This is a genomic window from Streptosporangium sp. NPDC048047 (assembly GCF_040653115.1).
Taxonomy (GTDB): Bacteria; Actinomycetota; Actinomycetes; order Streptosporangiales; family Streptosporangiaceae; genus Streptosporangium.
The window spans coordinates 46,189-63,688 of record NZ_JBEZNH010000015.1; the positions used below are offsets into that span (position 1 = coordinate 46,189).

At 69.6% G+C, this 17,500-nt stretch carries 16 protein-coding genes; 5 read left to right on the forward strand and 11 right to left on the reverse strand.

Annotated elements, in window-relative coordinates; genetic code table 11:
* Position 1: 1 nt before the first annotated feature.
* Positions 2 to 1,174 carry an 8-amino-7-oxononanoate synthase gene (locus AB0D67_RS15790; RefSeq protein WP_362934925.1) on the reverse strand — a complete coding sequence of 391 codons (1,173 nt, stop codon included), beginning with the start codon at positions 1,172 to 1,174 and terminating at the stop codon, positions 2 to 4.
* 67 nt (positions 1,175 to 1,241) lie between these two features.
* On the opposite strand from AB0D67_RS15790, the gene AB0D67_RS15795 reads away from it, so the two are divergent.
* The gene (locus tag AB0D67_RS15795; RefSeq protein WP_362934928.1) at positions 1,242 to 2,705 is read left to right on the forward strand and encodes a histidine kinase N-terminal domain-containing protein; all 1,464 of its coding nucleotides are present in this window, start codon (positions 1,242 to 1,244) and stop codon (positions 2,703 to 2,705) included.
* 33 nt (positions 2,706 to 2,738) lie between these two features.
* Here AB0D67_RS15795 and AB0D67_RS15800 read toward each other — a convergent pair whose 3' ends face one another.
* A complete protein-coding gene (locus AB0D67_RS15800; RefSeq protein WP_362934931.1) occupies positions 2,739 to 2,993 on the reverse strand; it encodes a WhiB family transcriptional regulator in 255 nt (84 codons plus the stop codon).
* 282 nt (positions 2,994 to 3,275) lie between these two features.
* Positions 3,276 to 4,244, reverse strand: coding sequence for a diacylglycerol kinase family protein (locus AB0D67_RS15805; RefSeq protein WP_362934934.1), 969 nt, complete (start codon positions 4,242 to 4,244; stop codon positions 3,276 to 3,278).
* A 77-nt stretch (positions 4,245 to 4,321) separates the two neighbouring features.
* On the opposite strand from AB0D67_RS15805, the gene AB0D67_RS15810 reads away from it, so the two are divergent.
* Positions 4,322 to 4,711 (forward strand): hypothetical protein, encoded by a 390-nt coding sequence (locus tag AB0D67_RS15810; RefSeq protein WP_362934937.1) that lies wholly within the window; start codon positions 4,322 to 4,324, stop codon positions 4,709 to 4,711.
* Positions 4,712 to 4,737: 26 nt separating this feature from the next.
* Here AB0D67_RS15810 and AB0D67_RS15815 read toward each other — a convergent pair whose 3' ends face one another.
* The 3 genes from AB0D67_RS15815 to sodN all read right to left on the reverse strand — a co-directional run bounded on the left by AB0D67_RS15815 (position 4,738) and on the right by sodN (position 6,555).
* Complete coding sequence (locus tag AB0D67_RS15815; protein ID WP_362934940.1) at positions 4,738 to 5,538, reverse strand: RNA polymerase sigma factor SigF; 801 nt, start codon at positions 5,536 to 5,538, stop codon at positions 4,738 to 4,740.
* Positions 5,535 to 5,927 (reverse strand): anti-sigma factor, encoded by a 393-nt coding sequence (locus AB0D67_RS15820; protein WP_179826373.1) that lies wholly within the window; start codon positions 5,925 to 5,927, stop codon positions 5,535 to 5,537. Before AB0D67_RS15820 ends, AB0D67_RS15815 begins: the two co-directional genes overlap by 4 nt.
* Before the next feature lie 226 nt (positions 5,928 to 6,153).
* Entirely contained in the window at positions 6,154 to 6,555 is a 402-nt protein-coding gene (sodN, locus tag AB0D67_RS15825; protein WP_179825179.1) for a superoxide dismutase, Ni, read from the reverse strand.
* Positions 6,556 to 6,646: 91 nt separating this feature from the next.
* On the opposite strand from sodN, the gene AB0D67_RS15830 reads away from it, so the two are divergent.
* Positions 6,647 to 6,955 (forward strand): S24/S26 family peptidase, encoded by a 309-nt coding sequence (locus AB0D67_RS15830; RefSeq protein ID WP_362934943.1) that lies wholly within the window; start codon positions 6,647 to 6,649, stop codon positions 6,953 to 6,955.
* Here AB0D67_RS15830 and AB0D67_RS15835 read toward each other — a convergent pair.
* Positions 6,922 to 7,455, reverse strand: coding sequence for a CGNR zinc finger domain-containing protein (locus tag AB0D67_RS15835; RefSeq protein ID WP_362934946.1), 534 nt, complete (start codon positions 7,453 to 7,455; stop codon positions 6,922 to 6,924). The genes AB0D67_RS15830 and AB0D67_RS15835 overlap by 34 nt on opposite strands.
* A 269-nt stretch (positions 7,456 to 7,724) precedes the next feature.
* On the opposite strand from AB0D67_RS15835, the gene AB0D67_RS15840 reads away from it, so the two are divergent.
* Together AB0D67_RS15840 and AB0D67_RS15845 are read left to right on the forward strand one after the other, a co-directional pair.
* Entirely contained in the window at positions 7,725 to 8,924 is a 1,200-nt protein-coding gene (locus tag AB0D67_RS15840) for an NADP-dependent malic enzyme (RefSeq protein ID WP_362934949.1), read from the forward strand.
* Positions 8,925 to 9,360: 436 nt separating this feature from the next.
* Complete coding sequence (locus AB0D67_RS15845; RefSeq protein WP_362934952.1) at positions 9,361 to 10,551, forward strand: hypothetical protein; 1,191 nt, start codon at positions 9,361 to 9,363, stop codon at positions 10,549 to 10,551.
* 90 nt (positions 10,552 to 10,641) lie between these two features.
* Here the strand turns inward: AB0D67_RS15845 and AB0D67_RS15850 are convergent, their stop codons facing one another.
* The 4 genes from AB0D67_RS15850 to AB0D67_RS15865 all read right to left on the reverse strand — a co-directional run bounded on the left by AB0D67_RS15850 (position 10,642) and on the right by AB0D67_RS15865 (position 17,096).
* Complete coding sequence (locus AB0D67_RS15850) at positions 10,642 to 12,171, reverse strand: hypothetical protein (RefSeq protein ID WP_362934955.1); 1,530 nt, start codon at positions 12,169 to 12,171, stop codon at positions 10,642 to 10,644.
* A gap of 641 nt (positions 12,172 to 12,812) precedes the next feature.
* On the reverse strand, positions 12,813 to 13,979 hold the full coding sequence (locus tag AB0D67_RS15855; protein WP_362934958.1) for a hypothetical protein: 1,167 nt from the start codon (positions 13,977 to 13,979) through the stop codon (positions 12,813 to 12,815).
* A 117-nt stretch (positions 13,980 to 14,096) separates the two neighbouring features.
* A complete protein-coding gene (locus AB0D67_RS15860; RefSeq protein WP_362934961.1) occupies positions 14,097 to 15,308 on the reverse strand; it encodes a serine protease in 1,212 nt (403 codons plus the stop codon).
* Positions 15,309 to 15,539: 231 nt separating this feature from the next.
* Complete coding sequence (locus AB0D67_RS15865; RefSeq protein ID WP_362934964.1) at positions 15,540 to 17,096, reverse strand: hypothetical protein; 1,557 nt, start codon at positions 17,094 to 17,096, stop codon at positions 15,540 to 15,542.
* Between the last annotated feature and the right edge of the window lie 404 nt (positions 17,097 to 17,500).

Genomic DNA, 17,500 nt, shown 5'->3' on the forward strand with positions numbered 1-17,500 from the left:
CTCACATGGTCACCTTCGTCTCGGCCACGGCGGTGAGTGCGTCCCCGGTCACCGCAAGTTCATCGGAAGTCAGATTGGCCCGCGCGGTAAGCCGCAGGCAAGAGCGGCCGACCGGCACCGAGGGCGGCCGGAAGCATCCGGCGCGCACTCCGTGGTCCGCGAAGATGAGGGCGGCCCGAAGCGCCGTCTCGGGATGGCCGAGCACGATCGGGACGACCGCACCCGCCGGGTCGTTCGTCTCCAGGCCGAGTTCGCGGGCCGCAGAGGCCAGCTCCCTCGCCCTGGCTCGCACGCGTCCGGGCAGTTCGGGCTGGTTCCGAAGGATATCCAGAGCGGCGAGTGCCGCCGCAACGCAGGCGGGCGCCAGGCCGGTGTCGAAGATGAACGGGCGACCCGTGTCCAGCAGGGTCTGGATCACCTCGGGGGCGCCGAGCACGGCCCCTCCCTGGGATCCCAGGGACTTGGAGAGTGTGATCGTTTTCACAACGTTACGTTCACCGGCCAGACCCGCCTCGTACACCGCGCCCCGCCCGCCGGGGCCGAGCACGCCGAGCGAGTGGGCCTCGTCGACGACGAGCAGCGCGCCGTGCCGTACGGTGGCCTCGTGGAGTGCCGTGAGCGGGGCGAGGTCGCCGTCGACGGAGAAGAGCGCGTCGGTGACCACGACCGCGTGCTCCTCCGTCCGGCCGGCGAGGACCTTCTCCACCGCCTCGGCGTCGCCGTGCGGGGTGACGGCCACCCGCGAGCGCGACAGACGGCAGGCGTCGATGATGGAGGCGTGGTTCCCGGCGTCGGAGACCACCAGCGCGTCCCGGCCCAGGGCCGCGACCGCGGCGAGGTTGGCGAGATAGCCGGAGGAGAACACCAGCGCGGCCGGGGAGCCGGTGAAGCCGCACAGGGCGGCCTCCAGCTCGGCGTGCAGCGCGGTGGAGCCGGTGACCAGGCGGGAGCCGGTGGACCCGGTGCCCCAGGCGCGGACGGCCTCCGCGGCGGCCTCGGCCAGCCGGGCGTCCCTGGCCAGGCCGAGATAGTCGTTGGAGGCCAGGTCGATCATGCCGTCGTCGTCCGGGGTGCGGGGGCGCAGGGCCCTCCTCAGCCCGGCCGCCTCGCGGTCCGCCGCCGCCGAGCGCAGCCGCGCGAGCGGGTCCGGGACGTGCCGGGGGCTCTGCTCCATGGAGGAATCCTTCCAGCCGGACCCGCCCGATTCGCGTTCGGACCGGCAAAGAACGCATGATGCACGAGTGCCGACTCTAAGCGACCTGGCGGTTCGCCACACCGCGCTCGACGAAGCGGACATCGAGTGGATGCACTCGCTGGTCTCCGACTGGCAGCTCCTGGCCGACCTGTCGTTCGCGGACCTCATCCTGTGGATCCCGCTGCGGGACGCCTCCGGGTGGATCGCGATCGCCCAGATGCGCCCCACCACGGGCCCCACCGTCTACCACGACGACATCGTCGGGGTGACGGTGGGCAAGGGCGAGCGTCCGCTCATCGACACGGCGTGGAACGAGCGCCGGATCTGCCGGGAGGGCGACCCCGACTGGTCGAGCGGCGTCCCGGTCCGTGAGGAGACCATCCCGGTACGGCGGTCCGACCACTTCCTGGGTGTGATCCAGCGTTCGACGAACCTGTCGTCGGCGCGCACCCCGTCCAGGCTGGAGCTGACCTACCTGCAGAGCGCCTCCGACCTGGCCCAGATGGTGGCCGAGGGGCGGTTCCCGTTCTCCGGGGCCGAGCCCATCCTGGTGCGCTCGCCCCGGGTGGGCGACGGGCTGCTCCGCCTCGACCGCGCCGGCCGGGTCACCTACGCCTCGCCCAACGCGCTGTCGGCCTACCGGCGGCTCGGCCTCAACGCCGACCTGGTCGGGGCGGAGCTGGGCCGGACGACCGCCGCGCTGTGCTACTCGGACGAGCCGATCAACGAGAACCTGATGATCGTGGCAAGCGGTCGCGAGCCCCGGGAGACCGAGGTCGAGTCGGGCGGCACGGTCGTGCAGCTCCGGGCGATCCCGCTGGTCGTCGGCGGCGGCAGGATCGGCGCGCTGGTGCTCATCCGCGACGTCACCGAGCTGCGGCGGCGCGAGCGGGAGCTGATGACCAAGGACGCCACGATCCGGGAGATCCACCACCGGGTGAAGAACAACCTGCAGACGGTCGCCGCGCTGCTGCGGCTCCAGGCCAGGCGGCTGCGGGTGCCGGAGGGCCGGGAGGCGCTGGAGGAGGCGGTGCGCCGGGTCGGGTCGATCGCGATCGTGCACGAGACGCTGTCCCACACGCCCGAGGAGCAGGTCGACTTCGACGACATCGCCGACCGTGTGATCGCGATGACGGGGGAGGTGGCGGCCACGGAGGCGAAGGTGACGCCGCGCCGGGTCGGGGCGTTCGGGGTGCTGCCCTCGGAGGTGGCCACGCCGCTGGCGATGGTCCTCACCGAGCTGCTGCAGAACGCCGTCCAGCACGGGTTCGCCAACCGGCCGGGCCTGCTCCAGGTGATCGTGTCACGGGGTGACGAGCGGCTGCGGGTGGTCGTCTCGGACGACGGACGCGGCCTGCCGGAGGGGTTCGACCCGGAGTCGACCACCAGCCTGGGCCTGCAGATCGTCCGGACGCTGGTGGTCGGTGAGCTGGCCGGGCGACTGGCCATCGATCCCAGGCCGGGCGGGGGGACGGAGGTGACCCTCGACATCCCCCTGCCCGCGGCCTGAGAAGGATCGGTCAGGCGCCCTGAGAAGGGCCGGTCAGGCTCCGCTGCGGACGCGGGCGCGGGCGGTGCGGCGCTTGAGGGCGCGGCGCTCGTCCTCGCTCAGGCCGCCCCAGACGCCGGCGTCCTGGCCGGACTCCAGGGCCCACTTCAGGCAGGCATCGATGATCGGGCAGGTGTTGCACACCTGCTTGGCCTCTTCGATCTGCATGAGAGCGGGGCCCGTGTTGCCGATGGGGAAGAACAGCTCGGGGTCCACGTCACGGCAGGCAGCGCGGTGGCGCCAGTCCATGCGTCCACTCCTTCGTAAGAGGAGCCCCTTGCCGCAGGCTCCGTCGGCTCACTTTGTGAAGAGTTTCACTAACCATGGCGAACAGTGACCCGGACCCTGTTCGGTTCGGGGCGTGTCCGTTCGATCGCCGGTGGCCTGGGAGCGAGGTGTCCGCTCAAAGGTCCTACGTTCCGACGTCACTGTTGAGATTGTCAGCCACGCTCAGTACACGCAAGAGGTTTGCCCGAATGTTTTGCCGCCCGTGCATGTCGGATGCGTCACACAATTACACTATGTAACTATCTAGACCAGGACTTGTAACGCGTCCGGGATGGAACGGAAGGTCACCCGCTCCGTCTCCCCCAGGTAGTCGCCGTCGAGCTGGAAGGCCACCGGCCGCTCCGCAGTGAGCGTGAACTCGCTCTCGTCATGCAGCTGCACCAGGTGGCGGCCGACGGGCAGGTTCTCGCGGTGGCCGAGGATCTGCGGCACCAGGTCGAGCATCGTCGGCAGGCCCAGCCGGCGCAGCCCCAGCATGTCGAGGCCGGTCTCGAAGCTCGCCCACGGGGTCGGGCAGACCGGCCGGGACCCCACGTAGCTCCAGGGCGAGGTGTTGGAGACGATCGCCAGGAAGACGCCCTCGGCGGGCGGCACCCCGGGACCCTCCAGTGACATGGCGGGCCGCCGCCGGTCGGTCGACAGGTAGTGCCGCAGCGCGGTGTTCACGTAGCGGGCCGGGGTGGCCCGGTATCCCGTGCCGCGCAGCCCCTCGACCGCCCGGATCACCTCGGCGTCGTACCCCATGCCGCCGCAGAAGGTGAAGTGGCGGCTTTCGCCGTTCCAGGACGCGTGCCCGAGGCCGACGGTCCGCCGCCGCCCCTCGCGCAGCGCCTCCAGCACCGCGCCGGCCGCCTCGACCGGGCTGTTGGGCAGGCCGAGCGCCCGCGCGAAGACGTTGGCGCTCCCCCCGGGGATCACCAGCAGCGCCGGCCGGTCGGCGGAGGTGCGCGGCCCCCGCCGCGGCTCCAAGGGATCACCGGGATCGTCCAGCAGGCCGTTCACCGTCTCGTTGATCGTGCCGTCGCCACCCAGGACGGCCACCGCGTCGTACCCCGACTCGCGGGCCTTGCGGGAGAGCAGGGCGGCGTGGCCGCGGTAGCCGGTCTCCTCGACGGTCAGGTCCACGCTCGCACCGAGCGCCCTGATGATCACATCGCGCGTCCGCCGGTTGGTCGTCGTCGCTTTGGGATTCACCAGGAGGAGGGCGCGCATAACGCCAGCGTATCCGCCGATACGAGAGTTATGACGGGGAAAGGGGGACCGGGACGGCCCGGCGATAGGGTTGGGGCGTGCCCAACCGCCCCGTCACCCTCGCCGTCGCCGCCGCCGTCGTGGCGCTCGAAGGAACCCTCGCACTTATCCTCGGCGGCTACGTCGGCGTCGAGACGGTGATCGGCAAGCCGTCCGACACCGTCAGCTCCCTCTTCGTCGCCGGGTTCGGGATCGCCGTCGGCGCGGCCCTGCTGTGGGTGGCGTGGGGCCTGCTGGGAAGCCAGAGGTGGGCGCGCGGCCCCGGAGTGGTGGCGCAGATCTTCACCGCGATCGTCGCGATCACGCTGATCCAGTCCGGCCAGGGCGCCATGGGCGTCCCGCTCGTCGCCGCGGCGCTGGCCGGACTGGTCACGCTGCTGTCCCCGCCGACGACCCACGCCCTCTACGGGGACGACCGGCCGGACTGACCCCCCTGCCGGCCGGTCTCGCGCTCCTAGTCCTCGGCGGTCAGGCCCTCGCGGAGCTGCGCCAGGGTCCTGGCCAGCAGCCGCGAGACGTGCATCTGGGAGATGCCGAGCTCGGTGGCGATCTGCGACTGCGTCATGTTGCCGAAGAACCGCAGCAGCAGGATCCGCTTCTCGCGCGGCGGCAGCCGTTCGAGCAGCGGCTTCAGCGACTCGCGGTACTCGACGCCCTCCAGGGAGTCGTCGACGATGCCGAGCGAGTCGGCCACCGCGGGCGCGTCGTCGTCACCGGAGTCGGGGGCGTCGAGCGAGACCGTGGAGTAGGCGTTGGCCGACTCCAGCCCTTCGAGCACCTCCTCCTCGGACATCTTCAGGAAGGCCGCGAGCTCGCTCACCGTGGGCGCGCGGCCCTCCCGTTGCGACAGCTCGCTGATCGCCTTGGTCAGCGACAGCTTCAGCTCCTGGAGCCGGCGCGGCACGCGCACCGCCCAGCCCTTGTCGCGGAAGTGCCGCTTGATCTCGCCCACGATCGTCGGGGTGGCGTAGGTGGAGAACTCCACCCCGCGGTCGAGGTCGAAACGGTCGATCGACTTGATCAGGCCGATTGTGGCGACCTGGGTCAGGTCGTCGAGCCATTCGCCCCGGTTGCGGAACCGGCGGGCGAGGTACTCCACCAGGGGCAGGTGAAGCTCCACGAGCTCGTCGCGGATACGCTGGCGCCGCGAGTCGTCGGGGGTCAACTCCGCCAGTTCCGCGAAGAGCAGGCGCGCGCGGACCCGGTCGGGTACCGCGTGATCGCTGGCGGCCATGGCACGAGTCCTTTCCGTCACGCCGGCCTCGCCGCGCCTCGGCGCTTGCGTAGCACGATCGCCATGCGGTCGGGGGAGTCGGTTACGGCGTCGACGTCGTCGGTCAGGGCGGTGAGCACCATCCAGGCGAAGTCATCGCGTTTCGGCGTGGACCCGCCGACCGTGCTGACCTCGACCCGGACCTGCATCACCTGACCGGTGAGCTCGAACTCGGCGGTCAGGTCCGTGCCCGGCACCGCCTCGCCCAGCAGCATCGCGCACGCCTCGTCGACCGCGATCCGGAGATCCTCGATCTCGTCCAGCGTGAAGTCCAGCCGTGCGGCCAGCCCGGCGGTGGCCGTACGCAGCACGGACAGATAGGCACTCGCCGCCGGCAACCGGACGCTCACCACGTCACGGATCCCGCCCATGCCGACAGCGGGTGTCTCGGTGTGTTCGGTCACGTTCCTCCTCGCAGAGTCGCTGACTGCAACCTACAGCCCCTCCGGGGTGAGCGGTCCGTTTGGACTCGCGATCGGGGCGAATTAGCACCTCAAGAACACCCTAAGACACCTGAATGGGACATCCCAACAGGTCAGGCCCCGTGCGAACACGCGTCGCACGGGGCCTGAGGTGGTCCGACCAGCGGTGATCCGCTCAGGCGGCCTTGGTCGCCCAGAAGATCTTGGAGATCTCGTCGATCTTGCCGAGCAGCTCGTCGGCCTGCGCCGGGTCGACCGTGCCCTTGCCGCCGGCCGCGCCCGCCAGCTTGGTGGCCTCCCAGAACAGCTGGTGGAGCTGGGGGTAGGTCTCCAGGTGCGGCGGCTTGAAGTAGTCGGTCCACAGGACCCACAGGTGGTGCTTGACGAGCTCGGCCCGCTGCTCCTTGATGATGAGCGCGCGGGTACGGAAGACCGGGTCGTCGTTCGCGGCGTACTTCTCCATGATCGCCTTGACCGACTCGGCCTCGATGCGAGCCTGGGCCGGGTCGTAGACGCCGCACGGCAGGTCGCAGTGCGCCGACGCCACGTGCTTGGGTCGCAGAAGTCGTGCAAGCATCGGAAAATCCTTCCTTGATGCTGGATTAGGCATGGTCCACAACAGACCTTACTCGCCTCGGAATTCCCGCCGCGGCAGGGGGAGGAGACCGATGAGAGTGCGTGTCGAGGGAGACTCGATGCTGCCCGCCCTGCGCCCCGGGGACTGGCTCTGGGTACGGCGGGGCGCCGCCGTACGGCAGGGCGGCCTCGTCGTCGCCCGGCTGCCGGACGACCCGGAGCGGCTGATCGTCAAGCGCGCCGCCTGGCGCCAGGACGACGGGCGGTGGTGGCTGGAGAGCGACAACCAGCGCGCCCCGGGCCGGCGCGACAGCTGGGACTTCGGCGCCCTGCCGCCCGAGCTGCTGGTCGGCGGGGTGGTGCTGCGCTACTGGCCGCTGACCTTCTTGCGCGCCCGGTAGGCCGCCACGTTGGCCCGGCTGGCGCACCGCTCGGAGCAGTAGCGGCGTGAGCGGTTGGAGGAGGTGTCGAGGTAGGCACGGCGGCACGGCGCGGCCTGGCACAGGCCCAGCCGGTCCACCCCGAGGTCGGTGACGATGGTGGCCAGGCCCATCACCGCGCCCACGGCGTACTGGTCGGCCATCCGCCCGCCCTCGGTGAGGTGCAGGTGCCAGCGCTCGCCGTCGTGGCCCGAGATCTGCGGCTGGACGGGATGCTGGATGAGCAGCGAGTTGAGCCGGTCGACGACCGCCTGCTCGTCGCCGAGCGCGGCGGTCTCGAACACGGCCACGAGCTCCTCGCGCAGGTCGCGCAGGGCGTCGAGGTCGCTTCGCATGATGCGGCAACCGGGGCGGTAGCGGTTGCCCTCTTCGAGGACGGACCGGAGCCCGTCCATTCCGGTCAGTCGGTCGGGGCTGTTGATGAGCAGCACAGCCAGCTCGGCGTAGGAGGTCAGATCCACCGGTGGTCCGTCTTTGCTGTAAGCGATGTGCAGGGGTTCGAGTATTACACGCTGTCACGGCCGCCACCATGCGAAACAAACTAAGCGCTATCTGTCACCATTCGCGGCCCGTCGATGTGGCAGAATCGAGCGACGGGTGACCCCCGAACCCTCCGGACGAGTGTTTCCGGCAAGCAGGCCCCGGGCTGCCACCGAAGCCGGGCCGGGCTGCTTCCGCACCGTCCACGTAGGAACAAGTCCTTCCGTCCGACTTAACCACAGGGGTCGCTTTGGCCGTCACGCCATCCTCGCTTTCCGTCGAATCTCCCGACCGCCTCGATCTCGACCCGGCGTTCGCCCTGCACCGCGGCGGGAAGATGGAGATCCGCTCCACCGTCCCGGTCCGCGACGCCGCCGACCTGGCGCTCGCCTACACCCCCGGCGTGGCCCGGGTCTGCAGCGCCATCGCCGAACGCCCCGAGCTCGCCGACGACTACACCTGGGTGCCCAACGTCGTCGCCGTCGTCTCCGACGGCACCGCCGTCCTCGGCCTCGGCGACATCGGCCCGGCCGCCGCGATGCCGGTCATGGAGGGCAAGGCCCTGCTGTTCAAGCAGTTCGCCGGGGTCGACGCGGTGCCGATCTGCCTCGACTGCACCGACGTCGACGCGCTGGTCCAGACCGTCGCCCGGCTGGCGCCCTCCTTCGGCGGCGTCAACCTGGAGGACATCAGCGCGCCCCGCTGCTTCGAGGTCGAGGCCCGGCTGCGCGAGCTGCTCGACATCCCCGTCTTCCACGACGACCAGCACGGCACCGCCATCGTCGTGCTCGCCGCGCTGCGCAACGCCGCCCGGCTCACCGGCCGCTCCCTGGGCGAGCTGCGGGCCGTCGTCGCCGGGGCCGGCGCCTCAGGCGTCGCGGTCAGCCGCATGCTGCTCGACGCCGGGATCGGCGACCTCGCGGTCGCCGACTCCGGCGGCCTGATCCACGACGGCCGCGACCGGCTGAACCCGGTCAAGGAGGCCCTGGCCCGCGACACCAACCGCGCCGGCCTGCGCGGCTCCACCGAGGACGCCCTGGCGGGCGCCGACGTGTTCGTGGGCCTGTCGGGATCGACCGTCTCCGAGGAGGCCGTCGCCTCCATGGCGTCCGGCTCGATCGTCTTCGCGCTGTCCAACCCGACGCCCGAGATCTACCCGGAGATCGCCGCGAAGTACGCCCGGGTGGTGGCGACCGGCCGCTCCGACTTCCCCAACCAGATCAACAACGTGCTGGCCTTCCCCGGCGTCTTCCGCGGGGCGATCGACGTCCGCGCCACCGCGATCACCGAGAACATGAAGGTCGCCGCGGCCGAGGCACTGGCGGCGGTGGTCGGCGACGACCTCGCGGCCGACCACGTCATCCCCAGCCCGTTCGACGAGCGGGTCGCCCCGGCGGTCACCGCCGCGGTCGCCGCGCAGGCCCGGCTCGACGGGGTCGCCCGCCGGTAGACCCCCGGCGGTCCCCTCGACACGACGCCCTCCGCCCGACCGGCGGGGGGCGTCGCGCGTTGTACGCGTCGTGCGCGCTGTACGGCCTCGGCCGACGTTCCCCCTTCGGCCGTGTCCCCCTCAGCGGTGATCCCCCATCGGCCGGTGTCCCCTTCAGTTGACGCTCTTCTTCGGCGGATGCTCCCCTTCGGTGGATGTTCCCCGGAATCCCTAAAAGTCGGTAACGGAACGTGCTATAAACAGAGCGCTCCGTCACTATCCCGGCAAGACGTGCGGGAGGGGCGGACACCGGCACGGGGTGCGAACCCTCCCGGCGCCCCCGCGGTGCCCACGCCGTGCCCGTCCGGCACCCGCGCCGTGCTCCCGTGGCCGTCTCCGCGGCGCGCGGCACGTACGGCGCGCACGGGTGCTCAGCGGTGCTCACGGCAGGAGAGCGATGACACACCGGCCCGACCACTCACTTCGGCGGCTCATGGCAGAGGCGGGGTTCATCCGCCCGAGGCCGTCCCGCGGGGCCGACGCCCCCGGGCAGGAGTTCCCCCATACCTGGCAGGAGGCGATCACGACCGTGACGGCACTGTGGCACGGAGACGTGGAGAGACGCAGGTTCCTGATCGACTCGGCCTTCGCGGTCGGGGCGGGCTCGACCGGCGCGCTGCGCTGGCTGACCCTCCCGCTGGAGTCCGCCCCCGCCGCGGGCGGCCACCGGCGGGTGGGCACGGCCGACATCGCGGCCATCCGGGAGGTGACCCGATCCTTCGGCGAGCTGGACAACAGGTTCGGCGGCGGCCGGATCCGCCCCGCCGTCGTCAGGTACCTCGACACCGCGGTCGCCCCGCTGCTGTCGGACGGCTCCTACGGCGAGACCACCGGCCGGGCCCTGGCGTCCGCCGCGGCCGAGCTGACCCGGCTGGCCGGGTGGATGGCCTACGACCTGGAACGGCACGGCCTGGCCCAGCGCTACCTCATCCAGGCGCTCCGGCTGGCCAGGGAGGCGGGCGACCACGGCCTCGGCGGGGAGATCCTCGCCGGGATGAGCCACCAGGCGGTGTACGTCGGGCAGCCGGCGCACGCCCTCGACCTCGCGCGGGCCGCCCAGCTCTCGGCCCGCCGCGCCGGGATCTTCACCCTGCTCGCCGAGGCGCACGTGATGGAGGCGCACGCGCACGCCGTCAAGGGCGACCGTACGGCGTGCGCCGCGTCGCTGCACGAGGCCGAGCTGGCCTTCGACCGCCGCCGGGGCGGCGACGAGCCCGGCTGGATCTCCTACTTCGACGAGGCGTACCTCGCGGCGAAGTTCGCCCACTGCTTCCGCGACCTGGGCGACGGCCCGGCCACCGTACGGCACGCCACACGGTCGCTCGACATGGACGGGCGGTACGTGCGGGGGCGGATGTTCAACCTGTCCCTGCTCGCGGCGGGATGGCTGCGCAGCGGCGACCTGGAGCAGGCGTGCTCGGCGGCGGGGGAGGCGCTGGAGCTGTCACGCGACCTCCAGTCGGCGCGCAGCCGGTCGTACGCGGACGACCTGCGGCGGAGGTTCGCGCCGTTCGCGGGGGAGAGCGTGGTGAGGGAGCTGGGGGAGCTGGGGGAGCTGGGGGAGCGGACCGGGAGCACGGCCGTCTGAAAAGACTGAGGGGCCCGGCAAGAGCCGGGCCCCTCAGGTGGAGCAGGTGAGCTTGAGGTTTGGACCCCCTAGCTCAGGTGATCGTCAGACTTACTTGACGATCGAGCCGGACCACACAGCGTTGGCCTGGTTGTAGACCGTCGCGGTCTCACCGTCGAAGTACGGGGAGGTGCTCAGGTCGTAGCGGCCGTTCTTGTCCTGGTCGCCGAACAGGCTGGTGACGCCGTTGACGTAGCCGAGACGCTTGGTGTTGCTGTACTTGATGAGCCACGGAGCGCCGTCGGCACCCGGGGTCATCGAGCACTTCAGGCCCACGTGCTCCTCGACCTTCTCGGCCGCGGAGACGTACACCTTGGCGGAGGTGGTGCCGTAGCACCACTTCGGCGTGACACCGGTGAAGGCCTTGTTGCCGTCGGGGTGCGCGTCGGCCGGGTAGCCGAACACGAACACCTTCTGGCCGGTCTTCTGGTTCCAGGCCACACCCTGGCCACCGACGTTGTCGCCGAGCTTGCCGGCGTCCTTGATGAAGCCGTCGAACACCCAGTAGGTGTTCTTGAAGTACTTCTGGGAGGTGCCCGGCTTCACCCACTTCTGGACGAAGTAGTGGGTGACGAAAGCGTTGGTCTTGTCGTCAACGTTGACGGTGCCGGGGAACTTCGCCGGGTTCTTCTGGTGGGCCTCGTAGTACTTGATGGCCTCGTTGTAGGTCAGCGGCTCGACCTCGGGCTCGCCCAGCTTGTTGCCGTTGCCGGGGCCGACCTTGGCGGCCTTGTACTGCGCCTCGGTGACCTCAACGCGCTCGAGCACCGCGCCGGGGTAGTCCGGGCCGGCGACCTGCGGGGCGCCGTCCTTGCCCTCGGAGTAGCAGTCGCCGAGGTTGAGCTGGCACTTCTCGAAGTCAGCCTTCGAGATCTCGACCGGCTTGACTTCCTTCTTGCCCTCGAACTTGGCGTAGTCGGCCTTGGAGACTTCCTTGGCCGAGCCGCCACCGATCTGGACACCGTTGTAAACGGTCACGAACGCGTAGTCGCGGTCGCGGTCGTTGAACACGGAGTAGTCGTAGTGCGTGAAGGCGGTCTTGCCGACGTAGACGCCGAAGGGAGCCTTGCCCTGGTAGTAGGCCGGGACGAAGACCCACTTGTTCATGACGCTGCCGTTGGCCTTGTCGTCGTAGACGCAGTGGCCGGCGGTGGCGACGAGGTTGTGGTACTTCGACTGCACCGAGGTGGCGGAGCACCACTTCAGGCTGCCGTCGGGGGCCTCGAAGAACACCTTGCCGATGGTCTTCGGCAGGTTGATGTTCTTGACCTTGGCCGCGGTCTTCTTCTCCTCGCCGATGGGGGCGGCGAGACCCGGCTTGCCGTCAGCGGTGTAACCGCCACCGGCCTTCAGCTGCGGGGTGGCCTTGGTCTCCCAGGTGTAGGGAGTGGCCTTGGCCAGGTTGATCGTGTCGCCGTTCTTCGCGAGCCAGAACTCGGCCACGTCCTGCGCAGCAGGAGCGTCCTTGGCCATCGTGTCGGAGGCCCAGTCGGGAGCGGCGTTGGCGGTACCGGCGAGGCCGGCGGCCAGCAGGCCGGAGGCGAGGACGACGCCACCGGCGGGGAGGAGGATGCGCTTCAAGGGAAACTCCTTGGTCTGATGTGGAACGCTTCTTGCGTCCCATGCGTCAGTAAAGGGATAGCCAGAAACATACAGGGCGGATCTTGTGAATCGGAAGCCGCTTTGGTGGGTAAGAAGGGTATGAGCGGCGCCGAGACCGTTCTGTTACCTTCGCCGCGCGATGAAACCGTTGTGACGGTTGGGGTTTGCCGGACCTGTTTCCGCAGATAGTCATGATCTCGTCGCGGACGTGCTCCAAGCGGGGTGAGTGTCCGGTCGCGGAACGTGATCATGTCAATGTGACGCAGATCACATGGAACCGATGGCACCGAATCCGGCCGAACCACGTCTAACGCGCCCGATCCCCACCCCGAGCGGACCTCCAACCCCCGAGATCTTGCCTTTTGGCTCTGCGTGGATCGTCCTCTATATAGCTGAAAGTCCGCTTTCTGTGGAGGGGTGGCCCGATCCCGCTCCTCCCGGACGCCGCCGTGGAACCCCCGGATCCCGCCCGGAGCCCCGGAATCCGCCGGAAAACCGGGAAACCCGTCGTGCAACCCCCGTAAACGCCGACGGGACCTGGCAGAGATCTCTGCCAGGTCCCGTGGATGGGGTGGAGAAGCGTCCTCAGAGCCCGCCAGGGGCTCTGAGGGACGGACGGCCTACCGGTACAGCTCGCCGTTCGGGCCGACGATCTTGCCGGACCATACGTTGGCGGCCTGGCGGTAGATGTCGGCCGTCTCGCCGTCGAAGTACGGCGAGGTGATCAGGTCGTAGCGGTCGTTCTTGTCCTGGTCGCCGAAGAGGCTGGTGACGCCGTTGACGTAGCCGAGACGCCGGCCGCTGCTGTACTGCGTCAGCCACGGACCGCCGTCGGCGCCCGGGGTGAAGGAGCCCTTGAGGCCCATGTGCTCCTCGACCTTGTGCTCGGGGGAGACGTAGACCTTGCCGGACGGCTTGCCGTAGATGTACTTGGGCGTCACGCCGCTGTAGGGCTTGTCGCCGTCGGGGTGCGGGGCCGCGGGGTAGCCGAAGGCGTAGACGGGCTTGCCGGTCGGCTGGTTCCAGGTGACGCCCTGGCCGCCGACGTTGTCGCCCAGCGCGCCGACGTCCTTGGACCGCAGGACGTAGTAGCGGCCGCCGCCGCCCCACTTGGGACCGGTGAACTTCTGGAAGTCACCCCGGCTGACCTGCTTGATGCCGTCGAAGGCCACGCCGTTGAAGACGGTGACGAAGGCGTAGTCCTTGTCGTAGTCCTCGTAGTTGGCGAAGTCGTAGTGGGTGTAGGCGGTCTTGCCGACGTAGATGCCCCACGGCACCTTGCCCTGGTAGTAACCCGGGACGAAGACCCACTTGCTCATCGTGTCGCTGTTGGTCTCCGGGTCGTAGACGCAGTGACCGGCGGTGGCGACGAGGTTGCGGTACTTCGACTGGATCGAGGTGGCCGTGCACCAGCGGTACTGGCCGTTGACGACGAAGAACACCTTGCCGACCGTGCGGGGCAGGTTGACGTTCGTGACGCGGCCCTGGGCCGGCCTCTCCGAGCCGGTCGGGCCGACGCTGCCGGGGCGCCCGTCGGCGGAGAAGCCGCCGCCCGCCTTCATCTTCACGCCGCCGGGGTCGGGATTGTAGGCCGTGGCCCTCTTGAGGGCGGCGAAGTTCGAGGCGGCCCAGAAGTTGATGACCGAGACGGCCGAGGCGCTGTTGGTCGCCATGGAGTCGGTGGCCCAGTCGGGGGCTGCCTGGGCGGTGCCGGCCGTGCCACCGGCCAGCAGGCCGAGAACGAGCGCGGCGCCGCCGAGGGGGAGGAGGGAACGCTTCACAGACATGCTCCTTGTGCTGCACCGTTTTCCGGATGATCCGGAAACTGCGGGAAGACAAGGAAGAAACCTACCAAGATCCCGCAGGCGGAGGGGGCGGATCCCCCTCATCCGCCCCTTCGGGACTCAGCTCGCGGTCTGGTGCGCGGCCCAGTGGTAGACGACGTATGTCGAGGCCATGAAGTACGGCGAGGAGATGCGGTCGTACTTCTTGTCGGTGTCGGTGTCCCAGGCGAAACTGTTGACGCCGTTGAGGTAGCCGACGCCGTTGGCGGGGTCGTAGTAGACCAGCCAGGGGCCGCCGCTGGCCCCGGCGGTGAACCCGCAGCGGAACGCGATGCCGCGGTCCACGAGGCGGGCCGGGGCGTTGGCCCGGTAGGTGCGCCCGTCGCACCGCTTCATCGTCCGCCCGTCGTACGGCCTGCTGCCGTCGATCTGCGGGGCCGCGGGGTAGCCGAAGGCGAAGGTGGACAGGCCGACGCCGCGGTTGACCATCAGTCCCTGCCCGCCGACGTTGTCCTCCAGCGCGCCGACGTCCTCCATCGTGTAGGCGCCGGCGGTCTTGCCGGGCTTCCAGCGGAACCCGTCGTGCACGGTGATGAACGCGTAGTCGTAGTCGTAGTCGCCCTGGGCGATGAACTTGGAGTGCAGGTTGAGCGTGTGACCGACGTAGATGCCGTACGGGGTGCCGCCGTCGGCGTAACCGGGGATGAAGATCCAGTACTCGGCGAACCTGTCCTGCTTGGCGTCATAGGTGCAGTGCGCGGCCGTCGCGACCAGCCGGTGGTTGGCGGCGGCCACCGACGAGGCGGAGCACCAGTAGTCCTTGTCGCCGATCCGGAAGAAGACCTTGCCGACGGTGATCGGGTTGCCGCCGGTCTGCTGCTTCTTCTTCGGGAAGCTGGGGCTGATGACGGAGGACGTGGCGTCCTTGGTCGTCTTCGCGCTCCCGGCGGTCGTTCCGGCCGCGGGGACGGCGGCGCCTCCGGCGGGAATGGGCATCCCGCCTGCGGCCGTCGCGGTGGCGCTCGCCGTCGCGCTGGACGCCGGGGACGCCGACGCGCTGGAGGTGGAGCCGCCGCTGGGCTTGACCTCGGGGGTGGCGGGCGTGTTGTCCTGGGCCTTCTTCAGCCGGTCAGGGTTCCAGTACTCCGCGATCCGCTTCATGTCCGCGTCGGTCTTGGTCAGCGTGACGGAGGTGATGCCGTTGGGCGTGCCGGCCCAGGGGGAGGCCACCGCGTCCGCTCCCGCGCTCCCGGCGAACGCGGACGCCAGCGTCACGCAGGCGGCGAACAGCGCACCGAGCGTGGCGGTGAGCCGCCGGACGCGGGAGGACATGAAGGGCTTCCTTCCGGGGGGACGGAGCTGGGGGCGGAGGGACTGGGGAGGCGGTGAAAAACTATTTTTCCAGATCAATTTGGTTTTGGGCAGGTCGGCCAACCGATTCGCTCTGGCCCGGTCGCCCTGTCAGCCTGCCGCCGGGCGCATAAGCGCTCCGTCAAGACCCGGGAGACCCGGAAGGGCCGGGGCTTGCGCACCCGGCCCTTCCGCTGCTTCGCACCGCGAGGACTAGGAGGGGAGCTTCCCGGTCCAGAGGTTGGCGGCGTGCTTGTAGATGGCGGCGGTCTCACCGTTGAAGTACGGCGTGGTCGTCCGGTCGTAGCGGTCGTTGTTGTCGCTGTCGACCGTCAGGCTCACGACGCCGTTGAGGTAGCCGATCCGCTTGCTGTTCGAGTACCGCAGCAGGAAGGGGCCGCCGCTGGCGCCGGGGGTGAAGGCGCACTTGATGGCCTGCTGCTCCTGGGCCTTGTACTTCGAGACCACGGGGGCGGCCACGGTCGTGCCGTAGCACCACTTCATGGTCTGGCCGCTGTAGGGGCGGCTGCCGTCGGGGTGGCCCTGGGTCGGGTAGCCGAAGGTGAAGACCTTCTTGCCCAGCTTCTGGTTCCAGGCCACACCCTGGCCGCCGACGTTGTCACCCAGGCGGCCGGCGTCGGTCACGTACGTGATGTAGTAGCGGAAGATCGTGTACTTCGCGGACGAGGTCTTCGCGATGTACTTGATCACGAAGTAGTGGGTGACCGTGTAGTTGCCCCGGCGGTCGATCTGCTTGACGCCCGGACCCTTGTACGCCTCGTACTCGCTCTTGGTGAGCTGCTCGACGCGGGGCTCCAGGCGGGCGCCGGTCCTGGGCCACTTCTCCTGGTCCAGCTCCTGGCCGTGCAGGGTCACCTTGCCGTCGTGCAGGCCGAAGACCCGGCTGGCGGCCTTGTCCCAGGCGGCCTTGTCGGTCTCGACCGCGACGCCGATGGCGCCCTTGTACTGCGGGCCGACCTGGTCTTCCTTGTCGACGCCGTCGACCTTGCCGAGGCCGCCCTTCTTGGTCCACTCCTCGTAGGTCTGGCGGTCGACGGCCCTGGCGTCCTCGCGGCCCGCGCCGCCCTTGTCGACGTGCGCCTTGTAGGTCTTGTAGTCGACTTCCTTCTCGGGCTGCTGCTTGATGCCGTTGTAGACGTTGACGAAGGCGTAGTCGTAGTCGTAGTCCTCGAAGATCGTGAAATCGTCGTGGGTGTTGACCTTGGAGCCGACGTAGACGCCCCAGGGAGCCTTGCCCTGGTAGTAGCCGGGGATGAAGACGAAGTTGTCGTACGGCTTGTTGGTGTCGGTGTCGTACACGCAGTGGCCGGCGGTGGCGACCAGGTTGCGGAACTTCGACTGGATCGAGGTGCCGGAGCACCAGCGCTCCTGGCCCTTGTCGTCGACGAAGAAGACCTTGCCGACGGTGATGGGCAGGTTCACGTTCTTCGAACGGCCGGCGGTCTTGCCGCCCTCGCCGGTCGGGGAGATCTGGCCCGGCTTGCCGTCGGCGGCGGCCTTGGCGGCGCCGGTCTTCGTCAGCTTGGCCGAGATGGTGGAGTCGGCGGTGAAGGTCTTCGCCGACTTCAGCTTGGAGGGGGTCCAGTACGCCGCGATGGCCTTCGCGTTGCCGGACGGGGTGAGCGCGGCCGACTTGACGTCGGGCTTCGGCGCGGCCTGGGCGGTGCCCGCGAGAGGGGCCGCGATCATGGTGGCCGCGACGAGGGCGCCACCGGCGGGGAGGGCCAGGCGCTTGGCTCGGGAGTTCAATCTAGCTCCTTCTTTGTCATGAGTCGCTCGGGTTGACTCATGCATGCGTAAAGAGACAAGAGGAGACCGTACTCGGCAAAGATGGTTTAAAGAGACCGAAAGCGGACAGTCAAGGAGGACCGTTACGGGGTCGTTACCAAAACCATGGAACCGAAAGCCGCGAACCGGCGTCTGATCTACTTCCTCTTGATCGACTGCCTCGAAGTCGGCCGTACGCCGCGCTGAGCTGGGGCTGCGCGCCGCCGCCGCGACGGCGGAACGGTCCACGATCTTTTCCCGGAAGGTGCGTCGCCGCGAGACAGGAAGCGGCCGGGCGTTGTAGCATTCCCGCAGTTCAGAGCCTTGATCCATCCCCCCGGTCAGGCCGGTCACCTCGTTCCGGCCCGCCCACGCAACGCCGTCCT